The 21,594-nt window shown below is 50.3% G+C and carries 22 protein-coding genes and 1 pseudogene; 16 read left to right on the top strand and 7 right to left on the bottom strand.

Annotated elements, in window-relative coordinates; genetic code table 11:
• Positions 1-47 precede the first annotated feature (47 nt).
• From HZS85_RS11440 to HZS85_RS11405, 8 genes are all read left to right on the top strand, one after another.
• On the top strand, positions 48-752 hold the full coding sequence (locus HZS85_RS11440) for a hypothetical protein (protein ID WP_214856092.1): 705 nt from the start codon (positions 48-50) through the stop codon (positions 750-752).
• Between the two features lie 110 nt (positions 753-862).
• Positions 863-2,023 (top strand): ROK family transcriptional regulator, encoded by a 1,161-nt coding sequence (locus HZS85_RS11435; RefSeq protein WP_214856091.1) that lies wholly within the window; start codon positions 863-865, stop codon positions 2,021-2,023.
• 420 nt (positions 2,024-2,443) lie between these two features.
• On the top strand, positions 2,444-2,926 hold the full coding sequence (locus HZS85_RS11430; protein ID WP_214856088.1) for a hypothetical protein: 483 nt from the start codon (positions 2,444-2,446) through the stop codon (positions 2,924-2,926).
• 29 nt (positions 2,927-2,955) lie between these two features.
• The gene (locus HZS85_RS11425) at positions 2,956-3,081 is read left to right on the top strand and encodes a YgdI/YgdR family lipoprotein (RefSeq protein ID WP_251137651.1); all 126 of its coding nucleotides are present in this window, start codon (positions 2,956-2,958) and stop codon (positions 3,079-3,081) included.
• Entirely contained in the window at positions 3,078-4,250 is a 1,173-nt protein-coding gene (locus tag HZS85_RS11420; protein WP_214856087.1) for a galactokinase, read from the top strand. The genes HZS85_RS11425 and HZS85_RS11420 overlap by 4 nt, the downstream gene beginning before the upstream one ends.
• Positions 4,251-5,249, top strand: coding sequence for a UDP-glucose 4-epimerase GalE (gene galE, locus HZS85_RS11415; RefSeq protein ID WP_214856086.1), 999 nt, complete (start codon positions 4,251-4,253; stop codon positions 5,247-5,249). It abuts the gene before it with no gap.
• Between the two features lie 30 nt (positions 5,250-5,279).
• Entirely contained in the window at positions 5,280-6,776 is a 1,497-nt protein-coding gene (locus HZS85_RS11410) for a UDP-glucose--hexose-1-phosphate uridylyltransferase (protein ID WP_214856085.1), read from the top strand.
• Positions 6,773-7,777, top strand: coding sequence for an aldose epimerase family protein (locus tag HZS85_RS11405; RefSeq protein ID WP_214856084.1), 1,005 nt, complete (start codon positions 6,773-6,775; stop codon positions 7,775-7,777). Before HZS85_RS11410 ends, HZS85_RS11405 begins: the two co-directional genes overlap by 4 nt.
• An 80-nt stretch (positions 7,778-7,857) precedes the next feature.
• Here HZS85_RS11405 and HZS85_RS11400 read toward each other — a convergent pair whose 3' ends face one another.
• The 7 genes and pseudogenes from HZS85_RS11400 to HZS85_RS11370 all read right to left on the bottom strand — a co-directional run bounded on the left by HZS85_RS11400 (position 7,858) and on the right by HZS85_RS11370 (position 14,714).
• Entirely contained in the window at positions 7,858-8,358 is a 501-nt protein-coding gene (locus HZS85_RS11400; RefSeq protein WP_214856083.1) for a methylated-DNA--[protein]-cysteine S-methyltransferase, read from the bottom strand.
• Positions 8,359-8,436: 78 nt separating this feature from the next.
• Entirely contained in the window at positions 8,437-9,834 is a 1,398-nt protein-coding gene (locus HZS85_RS11395; protein WP_214856082.1) for a dihydrolipoyl dehydrogenase family protein, read from the bottom strand.
• Position 9,835: 1 nt separating this feature from the next.
• Positions 9,836-11,056, bottom strand: a complete 1,221-nt coding sequence (locus HZS85_RS11390; RefSeq protein WP_214856080.1) for a dihydrolipoamide acetyltransferase family protein — start codon at positions 11,054-11,056, stop codon at positions 9,836-9,838.
• A 13-nt stretch (positions 11,057-11,069) separates the two neighbouring features.
• Entirely contained in the window at positions 11,070-12,068 is a 999-nt protein-coding gene (locus HZS85_RS11385) for an alpha-ketoacid dehydrogenase subunit beta (RefSeq protein WP_214856078.1), read from the bottom strand.
• Between the two features lies 1 nt (position 12,069).
• A pseudogene (pdhA, locus tag HZS85_RS11380) lies at positions 12,070-13,119 on the bottom strand (pyruvate dehydrogenase (acetyl-transferring) E1 component subunit alpha).
• 13 nt (positions 13,120-13,132) lie between these two features.
• Entirely contained in the window at positions 13,133-14,275 is a 1,143-nt protein-coding gene (locus HZS85_RS11375) for a Glu/Leu/Phe/Val family dehydrogenase (protein ID WP_023466985.1), read from the bottom strand.
• Positions 14,276-14,312: 37 nt separating this feature from the next.
• On the bottom strand, positions 14,313-14,714 hold the full coding sequence (locus tag HZS85_RS11370; protein WP_214856076.1) for a thioesterase family protein: 402 nt from the start codon (positions 14,712-14,714) through the stop codon (positions 14,313-14,315).
• A gap of 355 nt (positions 14,715-15,069) precedes the next feature.
• Between HZS85_RS11370 and HZS85_RS11365 the strand changes: the two genes are divergently transcribed.
• From HZS85_RS11365 to HZS85_RS11330, 8 genes are read left to right on the top strand one after another with little or no spacing between them, the layout of a single operon-like run.
• The gene (locus HZS85_RS11365) at positions 15,070-16,323 is read left to right on the top strand and encodes a phenylacetate--CoA ligase family protein (RefSeq protein ID WP_214856341.1); all 1,254 of its coding nucleotides are present in this window, start codon (positions 15,070-15,072) and stop codon (positions 16,321-16,323) included.
• A gap of 18 nt (positions 16,324-16,341) precedes the next feature.
• Positions 16,342-17,313, top strand: a complete 972-nt coding sequence (gene paaA / locus HZS85_RS11360) for a 1,2-phenylacetyl-CoA epoxidase subunit PaaA (protein WP_035411059.1) — start codon at positions 16,342-16,344, stop codon at positions 17,311-17,313.
• Between the two features lie 14 nt (positions 17,314-17,327).
• Positions 17,328-17,672 carry a 1,2-phenylacetyl-CoA epoxidase subunit PaaB gene (paaB, locus tag HZS85_RS11355; protein ID WP_023466991.1) on the top strand — a complete coding sequence of 115 codons (345 nt, stop codon included), beginning with the start codon at positions 17,328-17,330 and terminating at the stop codon, positions 17,670-17,672.
• The gene (paaC, locus tag HZS85_RS11350) at positions 17,669-18,454 is read left to right on the top strand and encodes a 1,2-phenylacetyl-CoA epoxidase subunit PaaC (RefSeq protein WP_214856074.1); all 786 of its coding nucleotides are present in this window, start codon (positions 17,669-17,671) and stop codon (positions 18,452-18,454) included. Before paaB ends, paaC begins: the two co-directional genes overlap by 4 nt.
• Before the next feature lie 14 nt (positions 18,455-18,468).
• The gene (gene paaD / locus HZS85_RS11345) at positions 18,469-18,963 is read left to right on the top strand and encodes a 1,2-phenylacetyl-CoA epoxidase subunit PaaD (RefSeq protein WP_214856073.1); all 495 of its coding nucleotides are present in this window, start codon (positions 18,469-18,471) and stop codon (positions 18,961-18,963) included.
• A 15-nt stretch (positions 18,964-18,978) separates the two neighbouring features.
• Positions 18,979-19,302 (top strand): EthD family reductase, encoded by a 324-nt coding sequence (locus HZS85_RS11340; RefSeq protein ID WP_023466996.1) that lies wholly within the window; start codon positions 18,979-18,981, stop codon positions 19,300-19,302.
• Entirely contained in the window at positions 19,280-20,059 is a 780-nt protein-coding gene (locus HZS85_RS11335; RefSeq protein WP_214856072.1) for an enoyl-CoA hydratase/isomerase family protein, read from the top strand. The genes HZS85_RS11340 and HZS85_RS11335 overlap by 23 nt, the downstream gene beginning before the upstream one ends.
• 5 nt (positions 20,060-20,064) lie before the next feature.
• A complete protein-coding gene (locus HZS85_RS11330; protein WP_214856071.1) occupies positions 20,065-21,573 on the top strand; it encodes an aldehyde dehydrogenase family protein in 1,509 nt (502 codons plus the stop codon).
• Positions 21,574-21,594 lie beyond the last annotated feature (21 nt).

Below are 21,594 nucleotides of genomic sequence, written 5' to 3'. Positions count from 1 at the left end.
GTAATAACTTGCGTGAGACTGTTAGTGAAAGTGAGAGGAGATGTCGGATGAAACGAATTCAAATTGCGGATTTTGATCGACGCATGCCATCGATTGAATTGGTCGAAAAGGATGATCACTATGAAGCGATGCTTGTACCGAGTTATGACCATACGTATCCTTCGACACAAATCCGGACGATCCGCTTAGCGGATATCTCTGTCAATCTGTTTGTCACCCCGGAAGAAACACTACTTGTTTCTGCGCTTTTTCATAAACCGGTTCAAGTGACGGATATCGTTTCCTGGATGCAGTTGTATACGATTAGTTTTGCCCAGTCGGATGAGACTGGTTATTTCGTCGAACAAGCGGATGAAATTTTAGAAGTCGTCTTGTATAAGAAACATCCGATCGTCATCGCGACACGTGGTCAAGATCGATTGTATTACGATACGACGGGAGCAATCGAGGTCCGGCGGGCGACGAATGAATCGGTCGGCGAGCGTCCCTTGCTTTATTTGAACGGGGAAGCCTGGTATGGTGTCCCGCGCTTGTCGTTCAATCGAATGAAGGATGAGCTGCACGTCAATGGAACGTTTTTATATGCGGACTATATGGACGCACACCATGGAAAAATCGGTTTCTTTCGCGAGAATGATCCCTCTCTACCAATCGTTTTGCTCGTCGGTCAGGCAATCGTTGAGATCGAACTGACCGAGAATCCGGACGGTTCACGCGTCCTGATTTTAGAACAACCATATGACGAAGCATGAAAGTGCACAAAAACCGTTCAGCAGATGAACGGTTTTTAAGTGAGACCGTGAAATCCCTTACAAAATATGCGAAGATAGTAAAGAGACAGACCAAAGGGGTTGATGGGGACATGGCGAAAGAAACACCGCGTAATTCTAAATGGATGCGTTCCTATAATCGGGCACTCGTCTTGCGACTGATTCGGATGCATCAACCGATTTCGCGGGTCGAGTTAGCGCAACGGACGAACTTGACGAAGCCGACAGTATCAAACATCGTCAGTGAATTGATTGCAGAACAACTCGTAACGGAGCGAGAGCTTGGGATATCAAATGGGGGACGAAAACCGATCATGCTCGAACTCGTCGCAACAGAACAGTACGTCATCGGTATCGATGCAACAAGTCACCAATTCATCGGTGTCGTTGCGGATTTAAGTGGCAATACGATTCATGAGTCCGAAGCCGTGGGACGCTTTGAGACGAATGAAGAATTGATTGAAGCCATCGGTCGCTTATGCGAGACCTTGATTGCACAGACACAAGGACGGGGAACGATTCACGGTATCGGCATCTCCGTCCATGGGATGGTCAATCCGGAGACAGGTGTCATTCTTTTTGCTCCGCGATTCCATTTACATGACGTTGAGTTGAAGATACAACTCGAAGCACGTTTTGATTATCCTGTCTTCATCGAAAACGATGTTCGAGCACTCGCTTCGTTTGAGCTATTATTCGGTGAAGGTGTTGGGGTCGAACAATTCTTTTATCTCTATGCCGGGGAAGGCATCGGGGGTGCTTATGTGCTCGATGGACAGCTTGTCGACGGACAACATCATATTACGGGAGAGGTCGGACATATGCGTCTTGATCTCGATGGACCGATTTGTTCGTGTGGGAACAGAGGATGCCTAGAAGCATTAGCAGGCGAAAAAGCATTGTTACGGGATTATGCTGTCATGGATCCGCAAGTCATGACGATTGCTGATTTGCGCAAACGGTTAAACGAACGCGATGAACAAGCAGTTCGTACATATGAACGGGCGGGGGAATATATCGGAATCGGTGTCTTGAATACGATTCATCTCCTGAATCCACGCCGGATTTTACTTGGGGGACCGATGTTTGAGCTCGCACCCACGATCGTTGATCAAATCAAGGAACGGGTCGAGCACACGGCGTTGACCGCTGCTTCACGTGAAACCGATGTCAAGATGGTCCCGTGGGGTGAAAAACAAGGAGCACTCAGTGCGGCTGCCCTTGCGACAAATAGTTTATTTCAAACGATTTAATGGGGGCTGACTCAAAAAAAGAATGACGCGTCTTTTCACGCCCTTTCCTCAGGCGAGACACAAGCCAGTTTTTCTGCTTCATTCAAGCAGGAAAGCGGGTCTTGTTTGTCTCTGACAGCGCATAATGCGCTTTTTCCTGTAGGAGTGGCGCGAAACGCGTCATTCTTTTTGTTAAAAGATAAGGGTGGCAGATCATCATTCTGCCACCCTTATCTTTGTAGAGACTGACTTTTGAGTCAGCCCCTTGTTATTCAAAAAGTAATTTTTTGAAACCGTTTACAAGTTAAAAACCGATGTGCTATAGTCGATATAAAGTTAGATAATAAATTTAATTTACTAAGTTCGTGGTCAACTAAGTGGAGGTGGATGCAGGTTAGCAGGGGCTAATCAAGCTGAAGCAGGAAAGGGAGGCATCGCGCAATGGAACCACACGATCCATGGGTTTCGTACCGTGAAGCTTTCGGGCGTTACGGAGCAATCCGCGGTTTTTATTTTCATCGGTCAACGCAACAGATGACAGAACAGGGTTCAGGCGATGTCCCGACAGACGAGCAGGATATCGTGCTCGTCCGACCACGACGTGACGGTGTGTTTCAATTCCGGATGTCATCGGTACAAGGGGTCCTGACGATCCGTTCATCCGAGCTACACATTCGAAAAAATGAGAGCGGATACATTGAATTACGCGCACTCATGCAACACATGCGCTCTGCCGGTTGTCTGACGCTCGGTGGAGAGTTATACCTCTTCGTCCGACCGGATGTTGATACGCTGGCGTACCGTCTTCGATTGATTGCCCGCGTATTGATTCAGCTACAGGGAATGCCGATTCAGACGAAAGTGATCGAAGAATGGTGCAAACAAGCACAAATTGAAGGGGAACACGCTAGACGATACGCTTGACTACTTACACATAAAAGGGGAGCTCTTACATGAAATTCAAAAAAACGAAACTCGTTGCTGCAGCATCAGTCCTAACATTATCCGCATTCCTTGCTGCTTGTGGTGGCGAAGACGAGCAACAAACGAAAACAAAAGACGGTAAGACGATCGTATGACAAACCAGACGTTAGAAGCACAATTTGAACAGCGGTTTGGCTCACCGTCGACGCATCGCTTTTTTGCCCCAGGTCGAATCAATTTAATCGGTGAGCATACGGATTACAATGGCGGTCACGTCTTTCCGTGCGCGTTAACGTTCGGTACACACGCGATCGCGCGAAAACGAGACGATCAACGTTTCCGCTTCTACTCGCTGAATTTTGAACAGGACGGCATCATCGAAGTCGCACTCGAAGAACTGGCGTATGACGCGACGCACGGTTGGGCGAACTATGCGAAGGGTATGATTTCAGTCCTACAGGAAGCAGGATACCAGATCAATACAGGATGCGACATCTTGATTCAAGGTGACATCCCGAACGGAGCCGGTCTTTCGTCATCCGCTTCACTTGAACTCGTCATCGGAGTCTTGCTCGATCGATTGTATGGATTAGACATTCCACGTCTTGATCTCGTTCGGTTTGGTCAACAGGTCGAAAACCGTTATATCGGCGTCAATAGTGGTATCATGGATCAATTTGCGATCGGTATGGGGAGAGCGGGAGCGGGATTGTTGCTTGATTGTGAGACGCTCGACTATACGTATGCTCCACTCGATTTGACGGGATATACGATCATCATCATGAATACGAACAAACGCCGTGAACTGGCAGATTCGAAATATAATGAACGCCGGGCGGAATGTGAGGCAGCACTCGCTTATCTCAATCAGTTCACATCACGGGAAACGCTCGGACAATGGACGACATCAGAATTCACGAAAGTCGCATGGGAAGACGAAATCTTGATGCGTCGTGCCCGACACGCGATTTCAGAAAATGAACGAACACTTCAAGCACTAGCGGCACTCGAAGCGGGAGAACTGAAGACGTTCGGTCAGTTGATGAATGCTTCACACGTCTCGTTACGGGAAGATTATGAAGTGACAGGGATTGAACTCGATACACTCGTCGAAGCCGCTTGGGAGCAACCGGGCGTGCTCGGCGCACGGATGACAGGTGCTGGTTTTGGTGGCTGTGCGATTGCGATCGTTGAAGACGAGGCAGTCGACGCGTTCAAACAAGCTGTCGGCGAACAATATGAAGCAAGGATCGGTTACCCGGCGACGTTCTATACGGCGACGGTCGGTGACGGAGCACGTGAAATCGAACGGGAGGTCATCTAAATGGCAACTTTAGTCGTAGGTGGAGCTGGTTATATCGGCTCCCATGCTGTCTATCAATTGATTGATGCCGGAAAGGATGTCGTCGTCATCGACCATCTGCAGTCCGGTCACCGTGAAGCGGTTCATCCGCAGGCACGTCTATATGAAGGAGATATACGCGATCGTGCTTTTCTCGATCGTGTCTTTACGGAAGAGGCGATTGAACAGGTCATCCATTTCGCTGCTTTTTCACTCGTTGGCGAGTCGATGACGGAACCATTACGCTACTTTGATAACAACGTTTATGGAACACAAGTGTTGCTCGAAGCGATGATTGCCCATGACATTAAACAGATCGTCTTTTCTTCGACGGCAGCCACATACGGGGAACAGGAGCAGATGCCGATTCTCGAGACAGCGGAAACGTGTCCGACGAATGCGTATGGTGAGACGAAGTTGATGATGGAGAAGATGATGCGATGGTCTGAACAAGCATATGGCTTACGTTATGTCGCATTACGTTACTTCAACGTTGCGGGTGCGCGTGTAACAGGAGAAATCGGGGAAGATCATACGCCGGAAACCCATCTGATCCCGCTCGTCCTCGAAGTTGCCAACCGGCAACGGTCAGAAATTTCGATCTATGGCGATGATTATCCAACGCCTGACGGTACCTGCATTCGTGATTACATCCATGTTGAGGACTTGATCGACGCACATATGCGAGCACTTGATCATTTGGCTGATGGAAACGAGAGTACGGTCTTTAACCTCGGTTCAAGCCAAGGGTTTTCCGTTCGGGAAATCATTGAAGCAGCTCGACGCGTGACGGGACATCCGATTCCAGAACGGATCATTGAACGTCGTGCAGGGGATCCGAGTATCTTAATCGCCGGATCTGCCAAAGCAAAAGAAGTTCTCGGCTGGACACCACAACGCACCGACATCGAAACGATCATCCGTGATGCTTGGAATTGGCATGCACATCATCCAGAAGGGTACCGGACGAGCGTTCGTTAATAGAGAGACAGAATGAGGAGAGTGACGGCGATGAATGAACTCATCCAACAGTTAGTAGCGCAAGCGATCCAGGAACGCTTGATTGAACAGGAAGATGCGATCTACGCCCGGAACCGGATTCTAGCGCGAATCGGTCAAGCCGATTTTGAAGAACAGGCAGACGTACCATCTCGCCCAATTCCCGATATTTTGGACGACATGATTGAAGTGTTGATCGTAAGTGGGCAGTTGCCGGCGCGTCTTGAAGACAAAGAGCAGTTCGCAGCAGATGTGATGGATATCTTCGTTGCCCGTCCGTCTGACGTGACGGCGGCATTCCGCCGTCTGTACGCTGAATCACCGGTAGCGGCAACAGATTACTTCTATCAACTGAGCCAAGCGAGTAACTACATCCAAACGAAACGGATCGCTAAGAATAAACGTTATCAAGCAGAGACGGTTTACGGGACGATCGATGTCACGATCAACTTATCGAAGCCGGAAAAAGATCCGCGCGAAATCGCAGCAGCTCGGACGGAGGCACCAACGGCGTCGAACTATCCAACCTGTCTGTTGTGCGTCGAAAATGTCGGCTACGCGGGTCGTGCGAATCATCCGGCCCGTGCGAATCACCGGGTTGTTCCGCTGACACTGATGGAAGAATCATGGGCACTGCAATACTCACCATACGTCTACTACAATGAACATAGCATCATCCTGTCGCAGGAACATCGTGACATGGTCATCAATCGGGATGCATTTGCAAGGCTGATTGCCTTCGTTGAGCAGTTTCCACATTACTTCGCTGGTTCGAACGCTGACCTGCCGATCGTCGGTGGATCGATCCTGACGCATGATCATTATCAGGGCGGACGCTATACGTTTGCGATGGACCAAGCAAACGCTTTAACATCCTTTACGTTCCCGGATCAGCCGACAGTCACTGGGGAGACATTACACTGGCCACTGAGTGTGTTGCGTCTGAAGAGTAAAGATGCGTCGGCATTACTCAATGCTGCGACGACCGTCTATGAGACATGGTTGATGTACACGGATGAGAGTCAAGAGATCCGTTCACATACAGGCGAGACGCGACACAATACCGTGACGCCGATCGCTCGTCAACGCGACGGACAATTCGAGCTCGATCTCGTCTTGCGGAATAACCGGACGTCAGCAGAACATCCGGACGGTATTTTTCATACACATGCCGATATTCATCACATCAAACGGGAAAATATCGGTTTGATCGAGGTGATGGGACTGGCAGTCTTACCGGCACGTTTGCTCCAAGAATTGCAACAGGTCGAACAGTTCATCACAGGCGAAGTCGACGAAGTAGCAGCTGCTCATGCTGACTGGGCACAGGAACTAAAACAAGCGTATGTCGGACAACATGTCACGACATACGTCGAGCAAGCAGTTGCTACAAAATTCGTACGTGGTCTTGAGGACTGTGGTGTCTTTAAACAGACAGAGGAAGGTCAGGCGGCGTTCGGGCGATTCGTTCAACTCGTGACGCGCCAACCAGTGGAGGAACAACGATGACACGACTACTTGAGAAAGAGTTGATTCGACATACATTACGTCAGGAAGGTATCGAAGTGACACTCTGGAACTATGGCGGCATTATCCAGGACATCCGGACGATTGATCGGGATGGTCATTTGGAAAGCGTCGTCTTAGGTCTAGAGACGGTGAAAGACTATCAACAACACTCGCCGTACTTCGGGGCAATCGTCGGACGCGTCGCTGGTCGAATCGGGCAGGCACGTTTCGAAGTAGAGGGAAAAGTCTATCCGCTCGTCGCAAATGACGGGGCGAATCATCTGCATGGTGGAATTCACGGATTTGATCAAGCGTGGTTTGATGTCATCGAAGCGACGGATACATTATTCCATTTGCGCTTAAAAAGTCCAAACGGAGAAGAAGGTTATCCGGGAACAGTTACACTTGATGTGTTTTATCGACTAAAAGATACGACATTGACACTTGAGATGTCGGCGGTGACGGATCAGACGACACCACTCAATCTGACGAATCATACGTATTTCAATTTATCTGGAAATGCGAAGCGAGATGTGTTAGATCATGTCTTGACGTTACCAAGCGACTGTTACTTACCGGTCCAGCCAGACGGTTTGCCGACAGGCGAACAACGGGATGTATCCGGAACCCCATTCGATTTCCGGAACGGTCAGTCGATTCGTAAGGGAATTACGCTTGAGCATCCTGAGACGATCGCTGTCGGAAATGGCTACGATCATCCCTTCGTGTTGCGGGATAACACACTTCGACTCGCAGATCCGGTATCCGGTCGTTTCGTCGACGTCACGACGAATCAGCCGACAGTTGTACTCTATACCGGAACGCAACTGCTGACCGATTATACGGTTCATGGTGTTCCTGCTCGACCGTCGCTCGGTTTATGTCTTGAAGCACAAGCGCATCCAAATGCAATCCATGAATCTGATTTTCCTTCAATCCTGTTATCACCTGGTGAGACCTACCACTGGAAAACAGCTTATCGTTTTAATGTAGTATCTTGAAATAAGCCCCGCTTCCCGTGTCCAATTGGACAGGGAAGCGGGGCTTATTTGTGGTAGAACAGGGAAGGAAAAGTCTCAATTCACAGACGTTGCTCGAGCGCGAGTAGCGTCCGCTTCATATTCAGTCCGCCATGATAGCCGAGCAAATCGCCTTTTTTGCCGATAATCCGGTGACACGGGATCGCAAGCAGTAATCGATTTTTGCCGATTGCCGTGCCAATCGCGCGAGTCGCGTTCGGTCGGAAAAGACGTTCCGCGATATCGGAGTAGGTGGCGGTTTGACCGTACGGTACCGCACGTAGAGCATGCCAGACTTCAAGTTGAAACGGAGTACCGACTGGTGCGATCGGAAAGGAGAATGTCGTCGACTGCTGATTCAAGTAGGCCAGCAGTTGCTCCGTATATGGAGCAAGCGCGGTATCAGAAGCAACTCGTTCCGCCCGAGGCAAGTATTTCCGCGACCAGTCGTCGAATAAATCCTCCGGTTCATCCCAAGCACCGACATAACAGAGACCATCCGCTGTAGCGGCGACCGGAAATGTATGGTTGTTCCATTGCATGCGAGTGAAGTAAAGTTCCATGACCATGTTTTCCTTTCTACACGAAATGAAGTGACGCATTCCCAAGAAGTGATTTTTGCGCAGAGACACCTCTTTTGATTACGCGCGCGAACCGACCTGTTGACGTGGTGGAAGATGGATCGATTGACTGAATAAGGCTTCCATCGATTCCGTCAAGGCTTCGACCCTACTCGGATGTGCCATGACAGGGAAGAGGAGATCTTCTCGTTTCGCTGTCAGTTCCAGCGCTTGGGTGAATTGTCCGACGAGACGATGGGCATCGTCCCCAATCATGTGAATACCAAGGATCAGTGATGTTTGCTCGTCAGCAATGACCTTGACGAACCCACTGCCACCTTCAATCGTCGTCGCTCCGTTTGCATTCAGCGGGAACTGTCCGCTCTGAACAGCATGTCCAGCTTCACGGGCTTCCTGTTCCGTCATCCCGACCGAAGCAATCGGAGGAAACGTTCGCAGAACGGTAGGATAATACGGTGTCGTTGAATCGACGTCTTGACCAGCCAAGTGAGCTGCCGTTCGCTTCGCTTCATGAATCGCACGGATGGCGAGCTGTGGACCCGGGGTCACATCACCAATCGCGTAAATATGCGGTTGATTGGTTTGTCCGTATGCGTCGACGGGAATCGTCCCGTCTTCTGCAAGCGTCACACCAATCCGTTCGAGACCGAGCGTCAAACTGTTCGGAATCCGGGAAAGGGATTGGAATAAATAGGTGCCCTGATAGGTGACTTCTTCACCGTTTTTCATGACCGTGACGGTCGCGTCCATTGAAGCATCGATCCGTGTCACGACATCCGGCACGAGACGGATTTTTTGTTTTTTGAATGTCCGCTTTAGTTCCTTTTCAACGCTTGGTTCAAGTGACAATTGATCGGCAAACAACGTCACCTCTGTACCGAGAGCATGGAAACAGGCTGCGGCTTCAAGTGCTAATGTGTCGGAGCCAATGATCAATAAGCTGGTTGGTAACTGCTCGAGTTGATAAAGCTGTTCGGCATTCAGTCGGCACGATTCCTCGTGCTGGATGCTGTGACTGCCGGTCGCGATGATGACATCTTGGAATCGATACGTATCGAACTGATGTCCCGACTCAACACCGATCCGGTCCTCTGACAGGAAGGAAGCTGCACCAGAAATATGCTCGATTTGATTCGCCTGACAGAGGGCGACGACACCTTGACGTAATTGCTGCACGACACGATTGCGGTAAGCATTCAGTTTACTGAAGTCATGGACAGTAGGGGTGGTGAATCCAAGGTCTTCAAGATGAGGCAAGCGTAACATTTCTTCTGCCGCATGCGCATAAATCTTGGACGGGATACAGCCTCGGTTCAAACAAAGTCCACCGAGTTCAGCTTGTTCAATCAGTGTCACCTTACGACCGCCTTGCGCAGCACGGATCGCTGCCGTGTAACCTGCGGGACCCCCACCGATGATCAGGAGATCCCGTTCTTGTGTAAGTTCGCCAACAACCATGTTAGATCAACTCCAAAAGTAGGGTAGTCGGATGTTCAATCAGTGAAACGAATCGATTCGTAAAGGCAACAGCCGTTGCCCCGTCTGCGACGCGATGATCGAACGACATCGACAAATTCATCATCGAGCGGACGACGATTTGATCGTCTTCATCGACACAGGCTCGTTTTTTCGTCTTGTGGAAGGCAATCAATGCCGTTTCCGGATAGTTGATGATTGGTGTAGCCCCCGTACTGCCCAGTGGACCAACATTGCTCATCGTAAAGGTACTTGGCTTTAAGTCCGCTGCACGTAAGGCACCGTTTTGAGCACGTTGTTGCAACGAGATCAGTTGATCATGCAATTCCGTCAGTGAGAGCCGATCGGCATGACGGATGACTGGCACCATTAACCCGTCTGGTGTCTCGGTTGCCATGCCAAAGTGGAAATCCTGCTCTAATCGAATACATGCATTCGCTTCATCGAGTTTGGCATGGAAGACGGGATAGTCTTTTAAGGCAACGATCAAGGCTTTGATGAAGAAAGCATTGATGTTGATATTTCGTCCAGCGGTTTTCCATTCTGCGCGTAGTGCGAGCAAGCGCGTCATGTCAACTTCTTCAAAGTGGGTGACGTGCGGAATCGTGTACAGCGACTGGGTCATCTTTTTCGCGATTTGCTTACGAATGCCGCGGAACGGAATCGTTTCCGGTGGCATTTGTTGTTGCGTGACCTCCTCCGCGACGACGGATGGAACCGTCTCCTGTGGAGCAACTGCAGCATTGACGAAGCGAAGGACATCGTCCTCTGAAACTCGACCTGATGGATCCGAAGCCGTCACAGATTCGATATCAATCCCGTGGTCACGAGCAAGTTTTCGTGTATACGGTGTCGCTAGGACACGTTTTGATGGAGATGTTTGAGCAGGTGGGGCCGCGACGGCGACAGGCGCTGGTTCAGATACGCGCGACACTTCAGGTTTTACCGCGACCGGCACTTCAGAAGCGTTACTTGCTTCGATGTGCAACAACGTCGTACCGACTTGCACCGTCTGACCGACCGGAATGATGATTTCCTTGACGATTCCGGAGACAGGAGCCGGTAGTTCAGCGACCATCTTATCGGTCGCAACCTCAACGACCGGTTGATCGGTCGTGACGTGGTCCCCGACTTGAACGAGATAATGGGCGATTTCACCTTCCGTCATACCTTCCCCGACATCATGTAACTTGACTTCGATCATGGGACTCAGCTCCTTAAAACTCGACCGTACGCTGAATCGTCGCAAGGACTCGTTCCGGCGTCGGAATGTAATGGTCTTCGAGGGCGAACAGTGGAACCGGCACATCAAAACCGGTCACACGGGCAATTGGTGCCCGTAAATAAAGAAACGCCGTATCGTTGATCAACGTGACGAGATCATTCCCGAGACCACCCATCGCTGCGGCTTCATGTACGATGACGGCACGACCGGTCTTTTGAACGGAAGCAGCGATTGTGTCCCGGTCAAGCGGATAAAGCGTCCGTAAGTCGAGGACTTCGCAAGAGATACCGCGTCCCTGTGCAGCCATCGCTGCCTTGTGAGCCACTTGGACCATTGCCCCCCAAGCGATCAACGTCACGTCCGTCCCTTCACTGACGCAGCGCGCTTTTCCGATCTCGACGGTATAGGACTCGCTCGGTACGACTTCCTTGAATGAACGGTAACTACGCATCGACTCGAGGAACAACACGGGATCTGGATCTTCAATCGCAGCAATCAATAACCCTTTTGCGTCGTACGGTGTCGCCGGACAGACGACCTTGAGACCAGGCATTGATGTAAAGAGCGCCTCCGTACTATCGGAATGGATTTCCGGTGCCCGGATGCCGGCACCATAAGGCGCACGAATGACCATCGGCACACTATAGCGTCCCATCGTTCGCATCCGGATACGAGAGACATGGGTCATGATTTGTTCATAGGCAGGGTAGATGAAGCCGAGAAATTGAATCTCGACGATCGGTTTAAAGCCATTGATGGCAAGACCGATCGATGTACCGACGATGCCGGCTTCACTGAGCGGTGTATCAACGATCCGGTCTTCACCGAACTCTTCTTGTAAGCCGTCCGTCGCTCGGAAGACGCCACCGTTTTTTCCGACATCTTCTCCAAGAACGAGTGTCGTCTCATCCTCCGACAATTTTGTCCGCAGGGCATCCGTGACAGCTTGAACGAGTGTCATCTCTGTTTGACGATTGATTGGTGTTGCCATCTCATTTCCCCCTTGCTAGCAAATACGCTTCTTTTTGTTGCTGCACATCAACCGGTACAGTCGCGTACGTATGATCGAACAAGTCATTGATGTCTGGTGCCTTGAATTGCTCCATCGCAGCTACTGCCGCTTCGACTTCTGTTTGATGCCGTTCCTGCAGCTGTTGCATCCATGTTTCGTCAAAATAGCCTTGGTGTTTTAAGAAGTGTTCGAGTCAATCGAGCGGATCAACCCGGTCGCGCGAGCGTGCTTGATCCCGGTATTTTGTTGGATCATCTGCTGTCGTATGGGCACCAAACCGCCACGTGACGGCTTCGATCAATGTTGGTCCACCACCAGAACGGGCACGTTCAACGGCTGCTTGCATCGTAAAATAGACGGTAAAGGCATCGTTTCCATCAATCCGAACACTTGGCATCCCGTAGGCAATCGCTTTTTGCGCGATCGTCTCAGAATGCATCTGTTTTTCGATCGGAACAGAGATCGCGAACTGATTGTTTTGGTTAAACAGGATGACTGGTGCTTGGAAGACGCTTGCAAAGTTCATTCCTTCATGGAAATCCCCTTCAGACGTCGCTCCGTCACCAAAGTAGGCGACCGCGACGTTCGTCGTGCCTTTTCGTTTTTCTGCCCATGCGGCACCGACGGCATGCGGAATTTGCGTTGCAATCGGCACAGCAGGAGGAAAGATGTGTTTCTCAGACGGGACGCAACCTTCAACACGACCGTTCCAGTAGAGGAGTGTCCGCACCATGTCGGCACCGAACGTCAACGTTGCGCCGTGATCCCGGTACGTCGGGAACAACCAGTCTTGATCGGACAACGCGAGTGCACTACCGACTTGCGCTGCCTCTTGTCCTTCGAACGGTGCATACGTGCCGAGGCGCCCTTGGCGTTGTAAGTTGATCGCCTTCCGGTCGAACGTCCGGATCCGGTGCATCTGTTCATATAGGGTGAGGGCAAGCTCTTTTGTCAGATCGTGTTCTTTTGAGGCGTCGATGATACGACCTTCTTCATCGATAATGCATTGAATCGGAAAATGTTGCTCCATGTCAGTCCCTCCTTCAGTGGTTACGGATATCCCATTTTGGTTTTGTCGTGTTCGTGAAGATGTTGTTGTGTTTCGCCCGAATCTGCATCCGTTTTTCACACATCCGGTTCGCCGCTTCGACCGTCGTGATGTTCTCTGCTTGCGACTCTTTGAAGACTTCGAGCACGGCGTCATAGATGTGACGCGTTTTTAGGAGAACCCGTTCGTGATTTGCTCCATACAGTTCGTCTGCCACTTGGATCAGCCCACCACCATTGACGATATAGTCTGGGGCATATAAGATGCCACGATCCATCAAGACGTGAGCAAGTTGTTCTTCCGCGAGTTGGTTGTTCGCCGAACCACAGATGGCTTTGCACGGTAAGAGCGCGATGTTTTGAGCGTGAATGACACCACCGTATGCACACGGGACAAAAATATCAGCATCCGTCAGATGAATTTCGTGAGGCGAGACGACGCGAACTGTCCCGGGTGCCATTTCGGCTTGAGTTACGATTGCTGCGAGCGCGGCTTCATTGACGTCTGAAACATAAATCGTCGCACCGGCGAGTAACAGTTGTTCTGCGACCTTGAAGCCGACCTTTCCAAGTCCTTGAATCGCATAAGTCGCGCGACTTAAGTCGTCCGAACCGAATAACGTCTCGATCGTCGCCCGGAGTCCATAGACGACACCTTCAGCCGTCGGGATCGATGAATCGCCACTTCCGCCAAAGGCTTCCGGAATGCCGACGATGCGTGACGTCTCCCGACTAGCATGAACGAAGTCATCCATCGTCGTACCCATGTCGGTTCCGGTGTAAAAACGTCCGCCGAGCGAATCGACGAAGCGACCGAAGGCACGAAAAAGCTCTGGTGATTTATCTGTTGCCGGATTGCCGATGATGACGGCTTTACCACCACCAAAATCAACATCAGCGGCAGCGCATTTATACGTCATGCCACGTGACAGGCGGAGGACATCGTCAAGTGCTTCATCGACAGAAGCGTAAGGCGCCATGCGGCAACCACCGAGAGCGGGACCGAGCGTCGTATCGTGGATGGCGATGATTGCTTGTAACCCTGAGACAGGGTCGTTGCAAAAGACGACTTGCTCGTGACCCGCGATTTTTTCCATGATCGAGAGCGTTGGATTCGTAGATGGGTTTAACATGTTCATAGTAGAGTCCTCCTCTATCAAATATAAGTAAGCGCTTTCATTTTGTCGGAACATTATTTTGTAATTTTTCTTGAATCCGGCTTTTTTCTAAAATGAATTGTGTGACTTCCCCTGTACCGATGATCGTTTGTCCATCTCGGACTTCAATGCTCGCGTCAACGCGATGTGAGGTCATCGACGTTACTGTCGCAGTTATGATCAATCGTGCGCCTTCAGCTGCCATACCAAGATGCTTCAGTGAAACTGCACCCCCGACACCTTCTTCACCAGCTTCTAGGTAAGGCAAGATCAGTTGACGTGCTGCCCATTCCATGTGATAAACCATCGAAACGGTGGAGTATGCTGGATGAACGAGCTGACCTTCGAATCGTGCAAACATATCTTCCGAGACGACTGCTTGAATCTCTGCTGTATCCCCGACAGCTAAACCTGGCTTCATGGTGATCCCCCTTCACTACAACGAATCCTCATTCCATCAAGTGGTCTTACCAAAAATAGTATAACACTTGTCACACGATATTTTATCAATCCGTTACAAAATGAGCAAATCATTTCAGAAATATTTTCCAAAAAAAGACTCTTGTCATGAAAAAATAGCTTTATAAGCCGATTGATTTACTGGTAAGGTGCGTTGAAGTGATAAAGTGAGAATCGTTTGGGAGCATTTAACAAAACAAGATTGACAACATTGTGAACGTATCGTACGTTAAACATATAACTAAAAATAAACGACCGTCTTATTATTGTATACATGATGAGGAGGTGCAGATGTGTACGATCAACATCACGAAACGATGGATGCTCAAACGCGGGAGCAGCTACAAATGGAGCGATTGCGCCAAACGATGGAACACGTCACGCGCGTCCCGTTCTATCAAGAACGTCTGCAGACATTGCAGATGACGGCACATGATTTTCAAACGATCGAAGATCTACGAAAATTTCCCTTCACACGCAAGCAAGATTTACGCGATCATTATCCGTTCGGGCTATTTGCCGTCGAACGAGAACAGGTCACTCGAATTCACGCCTCGTCTGGTACGAGTGGTAAACCGACTGTCGTCGGGTATACGCAAGAAGATTTAGACGACTGGGCAGATGCCGTAGCACGGAGCTTAGTCTTAGCCGGTGGTTCACCAGCTGACTTGTTGCACAATGCATACGGCTACGGACTGTTCACAGGTGGACTCGGTCTTCATGCAGGTGCTGAAAAACTAGGCATGACGATCTTGCCGATTTCCGGTGGCAACACGGATCGGCAAATCACGTTAATCGAGGATTTCCGACCGGATGGCATCTGTGGGACACCTTCGTATATTTTGCGATTAGCAGAACGCATGATTGAACGTGGTATCGATCCGCGGAAGACAAGTATGCGTTATGGCATCTTTGGAGCCGAACCATGGTCGGAAGAGATGCGGCAGACACTCGAACAGACCTTTGATCTACAGGCATTTGATATTTATGGACTCAGTGAAATCATGGGACCAGGTGTCGCGATGGAGTGTCAGGAGCAGGCAGGTCTGCATATCATGGATGACTTATTCATTACGGAAGTCGTCGATCCCGTTACGGGGGAACCGTTACCAGATGGCATGGTCGGGGAACTCGTTTTTACAAGCTTAAAAAAGAAAGCGCTTCCAATCATTCGATACCGGACAGGCGACTTAGCTTCGATCACGCACGAAGCGTGTGCTTGTGGTCGGACGACGACACGAATGTCACGTGTCAAAGGGCGGACGGACGACATGCTGATTATCCGAGGGGTCAACGTCTTTCCGTCAGAAATCGAGCGAGTCTTGCTCCAACAACCGGATGTGACGCCACATTATCAAATCCATCTCGTACGTAAAGCCGGACTCGATGCCGTTGAGCTACATATCGAATTCGAAAATATCTCAGAACGACAAATGCGTTCGATATGTGACGCCATCAAGTCGGAATGTCTCATTTCCATTGATCTCGTCTGTCACCCGCACCAAGGGTTACCACGATCGGAAGGTAAAGCCGTCCGGGTCGTTGATCGACGCTCGACATCACTCGTCTGATTCAAAGGAGGAACTAGCATGTATGATGCAACACAACTGTTCGAACCCGTCCAACTGACGGAAGACGAAAAATTAGCACGCTTCAAAGAACGAATCGAGCAAGGTGAAAAGATCGAAGCCGATGACTGGATGCCTGCTTTTTACCGAGACACACTGATTAAACTGATTTCGATGCACGGTATCAGTGAAATCATGGGTGCACTTCCGGAAAAAGAATGGGTTCCAAAAGCACCATCGCTTCGCCGGAAGCTTGGCATCATGGCGAAGGTTCAGGATGAGATGGGGCATGGACAACTGTTACTTCGTGTCGTCGAGGATTTGATGAAGCCGTATGGCAAGACACGCGGGGATTTGATGGATGATTTGTTCACGGGACGATTGAAGTTCCACAACGTCTTCCACATGCCGACGCGGTCATGGGCCGATGCCGGGATGATCGGTTGGCTCGTCGATGGCGCGGCAATCATCACGCAGACAAACATGCTCGGGGCTTCGTACGGTCCTTACGCACGGGCTTTGCAACGAATCTGTGCGGAAGAGGTCTTCCATGCGCAACACGGAGAGTCGATCATCATGGCACTCGCAGAAGGAACACCGGAACAGCGGGCGATGATTCAAGAATCACTGGATGAGTGGTGGGAATCCTTGTTGATGTTCTTTGGACCAGCCTCGAAAGAGACGACCGGGACATCAAAACAGGACGTGACGATCGCTTATAAGATTCGGACGAAAACGAATGAAGAGCTCCGACAAAACTTCTTTACGAAGTACGTGCCACGGATTCGTTCACTCGGACTCGTCATTCCAGACCCGACGTTACGTTTTGATGAAGAGACAGGGCAATGGGAATATGCGCAGCCAGACTGGACAAAATTCAAGACAATCATCCAAGGGGGAGGACCACGTTCGAAAGAGCGACTGGATCTGCGCCGGACATCTTACGAAAATAACGCCTGGGTACGGGATGCACTCGCTGAAACGAAGGCATGAGAGGGGAAAGCACGATGAACGAGACGTTTTATCACGAATTCGAAGTCTTTAGCAAACGGACGCCGAACGCGGCGTTCACCCATCAATTCAGCTTGCTCGCTCCGAACAAGGAGATGGCACTGTTGATGGCGCAAGAAAATTTCATGCGCCGGGAACCGGTCGTCGACATTTGGGTCGTCAAACGCGAAGATATCCGTGGTTTATCACCCGATGAGAAGCAGATGCTCCAACGCCTCGATAATAAGGACTACCGGACAACGAAAGGATACGGCTACTTGAAGAAAAAATGGCGTCATTACGAGCAACAGATGCTCGATGAAAAAGAGATCATGTCTTGGCAAGGAGGCGATTCGAAATGACGGAACAAGAACGGACGGCACTCGCCTCCTTACTGTATCAACTCGCAGATGATGACTTTCTCTATGCGTATCGTGGTTCGGAATGGCTCGGGCTTGCACCGCATATCGAAGAGGACGTCGCTTCATCCTCGATCGCGCAAGATTCGATGGGACACGCGGCGATGTATTACCAACTCCTTGAGGAACTTGGTGAAGGGAATGCTGATGCGTTAGCCCACGTCCGCTTGGCACACGAACGGAAGAACTCGATTCTTGTCGAACGTGTCAATGGACCCGGCTATTATATGGAAAAACCCGAATATGACTGGGCATTCGCTGTCGTCCGGAACTATTGCTATACAGTCGCGAAAAAGATTCGGATTGATGCGTTGAAATCGAGCAGTTACGAGCCACTCGCTGCGGCTGCCGTCAAGATCAACATGGAGTTGTACTATCATTTGCTGCACTGGCAAACATGGTTCACCCAACTTTATCAATCGACGGAGACAGCTCGCCAGAAGATGGATGCAGCCCTAGAAAAAGTCCTCTATGACTTCGGCGACATGTTCGATTATGGCGAACACGGTCAACTGATCGAAGAGATGCGGTTGATTGAAGGGCAAGGGATTTTACTTGATTGTTGGTATCAGACGATCACACCGTTACTCGTCGAATTGAACGTGACCCTCCCAGAAATGCAGATGACACGCAACGGGCGGGACGGCGATCATACGGAAGACTTGAATGATGCACTCGCGACACTCGGAGAAGTCTATCTGATTGATCAAACGGCGACGTGGTGAAAGGAGAGGGAAGCATGACGACGACACTTCAACATGCGATCCGTGAAGCCCTGAACGGGGTGAAGGATCCAGAAATCGATAGCGTCAGTATTTTAGATCTTGGCATGGTCGAAACGATGGACGCGGAAGCGACGGCGTATGGCTACACGGTGCACGTCACGCTTCTCCCGACGTTTCTCGGTTGTCCGGCGCTTGAAATCATTAAAAAAAATACCGAAGCTGCTTTGCAGGTGATTCCGAACGTCGAGCAGGTCGATGTCCAGTTCCGGTTTGATCCACCGTGGACGTCAGACCGGATCACAGAACAAGGGATGCAAGGATTGAAGGCATTCGGCATCGCACCCCCTCGATTCGAACAAGGGAAGTGGGAGATCGACTGTCCGTACTGTGGGTCGACGTACGTGACGATGGAAAACTTATTCGGACCGACCGCTTGTCGAAGTATTCTCTATTGTAAATCGTGTAAAAATCCATTCGAGGCGATGAAACCCGTCTCTACTCTCATGTGAAGGAAGGTAATCAATATGGCAAAATTAATCGCACTGTACAAACATCCGGAAAACAAGGAAGCATTCGATCAGCATTACTTTGAGGTCCATGGTCCATTGACAGCAAAAATTCCAGGACTGCAAGAAATGAATGTCACGAAAATCGTCGGTTCACCAATGGGTGGAGACGGAAAGTATTACTTGATGTGCGAGATGGTCTATGAAAGTCAGGAAGCGATGCAAGCAGGCATGCGTTCTCTCGAAGGAAAAGCGTCAGGGAAAGACTTGATGAGCTTTGCGGGGGATCTCGTCACATTGATGATTGGTGAAGATGTCCATGCCGACACAACAGTACGTTAAGACAGAAACGGTTGGTCGGATCGGTCGAATTCGGCTCGACCGGACGGCACGATACAATGCGCTGAACCGGACGATGGTCCGCGAAATCGTCGAGGCGATGGAGATATTTGATCGTGACGATCAGGTGACGGTCATCGTCTTGACGGGAAACGGAAAGTCGTTTTCAGCAGGTGCTGATATCGAGGAGATGCTCGAAGCGACACCGATCTCGATGGAACTCCTCGATCCGTTCGCGGACTGGGACCGGATCAGCCGAATCAAAAAGCCGATCATTGCAGGTGTCCATGGTTTCGTCCTTGGCGGCGGTTTCGAACTCGCACTTGCTTGTGATTTAATCTACGCCGATCCTGCGACACAGTTCGGTTTTCCAGAAGTCGGACTCGGCGTCATGCCGGGAGCAGGCGGGACGCAACGTTTGACAAAATGCATCGGTCGGACGCGGGCGCTCGAATGGCTCTTCACGGGTGACCGGATGCAGGCAGACGAAGCAGAACGACTTGGCATCATCAATCGAGTGACGATGGACGTCGAAGCGACGGTGCTTGCGATGGCAGAGCGGTTATCGAACCAGCCGAGCATGGCGTTACGACTGATCAAGGATGCAGCAAACAAAGCCGTCGATTTATCGTTACAAGATGGCATGGAGCACGAACGCCGGAACTTCTATCTGTTGTTCGCAACAGCCGATCAAACAGAAGGTATGCAAGCTTTTCTCGAAAAACGCCCACCGATTTTCAATCAACAGGAACAGGAGTGAATACAATGTCGATAGTACATGAAAAAACACTTGAAATGAAACGGTCCGTCTATCATTTGCTCATTAACGGCGAACAAGTCGAAGGTGCAACAGGCGAGACATTTAAAACATATAATCCGGCAACAGGTGAAGTGATTGCGGAAGTTGCAAAAGCCTCGAAGGAAGACGCTGATCGTGCCGTTCAAGCCGCACGGGATGCGTTTGATCACGGGAAGTGGAAGATGTGGCCGGTCGGACGCCGCGCGCAAATCTTAAATAAGATTGCGAGCATCATGCGTTCCCGCTTCAACGAAATCGTTGAACTCGAGATTCTCGATACAGGGAAATCACTAGCAGCGGCACAAGGACAAGTCACGCAAGCGATTGAAGACTTTGAGTTCTACGCAGGTGCGATCGTCGGTCATCGTGGTGTCGTCAATAACGTGCCGGGACAATTCCATAACTACACAGAAAAAGAAGCGGTCGGTGTTTGTGCGCAAATCATTCCGTGGAACTATCCATTGATGATGGCAGCTTGGAAAGTCGCACCAGCGATTGCAGTCGGTTGTTCGGTCGTCGTCAAACCAGCGACATTGACTCCGTTGACAGCGATCATTCTCGGTGAGATTTGTCTAGAAGCTGGCGTTCCGGCAGGTGTCGTCAACGTCATCCCAGGCTCAGGACGCGAAATCGGCAACCATCTCGTCGAGCATCCAAACGTCGATAAAGTCGCCTTCACGGGCTCGACGCCAGTCGGAAAAGACATCATGGGACGTGCGTCGGAAACACTAAAACGAGTCACACTCGAACTCGGTGGAAAATCACCGAACATCGTCTTTGAAGATGCAGATGTGACAGCAGCCGTTGATGGCTCGGTGTTCGGAATCTTCTATAACAGCGGTCAATCATGTGAAGCACGCTCGCGTTTGTATGTTCACGAAGAGATTTACGACGCGTTCATGGAGCAATTCGTCGCAAAAACAAAACAACTCGTTCTCGGCAATCCATTTGATAAAGGGACACACGTCGGAGCGATCATCGACCAACAACAAGTCGATGTCATCGATGGATACGTCCAGTCAGCGAAAGCAGACGGAGCGACAATCGTCACAGGTGGTCACGCTTCAGCACCAGAAGGATACGAAAAAGGCTTCTGGTACGCACCAACGATCATCACGGACGTCACGCACGAGATGAAAGCGGTCAATGAAGAAATCTTCGGACCGGTCGTCGTCGTCATGCCGTTCAAAGATGAAAAAGAAGCGATTCGTTTAGCGAACGACACATCGTTTGGACTCGGATCAGCCGTTTGGACAAAAGACGGTGCAAAAGCGACGCGCGTTGCCAACCAAATCAAAGCCGGTATCGTCATGGTCAACTGTCCGTTCTCTGCTTTCCCAGGTACACCGTTTGGTGGGTATAAGCAATCAGGATTCGGTCGTGAACTCTGTATCGAAACACTTGATCTGTACACAGAAACGAAGAGTATCTTGTCGTATTACGGCAGTCGTCCACTCAATCCGTTCGGACTATAAGCAAGAGGGAAGGCTGGAGTT

Origin of the sequence: Exiguobacterium sp. s130 (assembly GCF_018619055.1) — a bacterium.
Lineage (GTDB): Bacteria > Bacillota > Bacilli > Exiguobacteriales > Exiguobacteriaceae > Exiguobacterium_A.
Note: the sequence above shows the minus strand (reverse complement) of the source record. Positions and strands in the feature narration are given on the sequence as shown.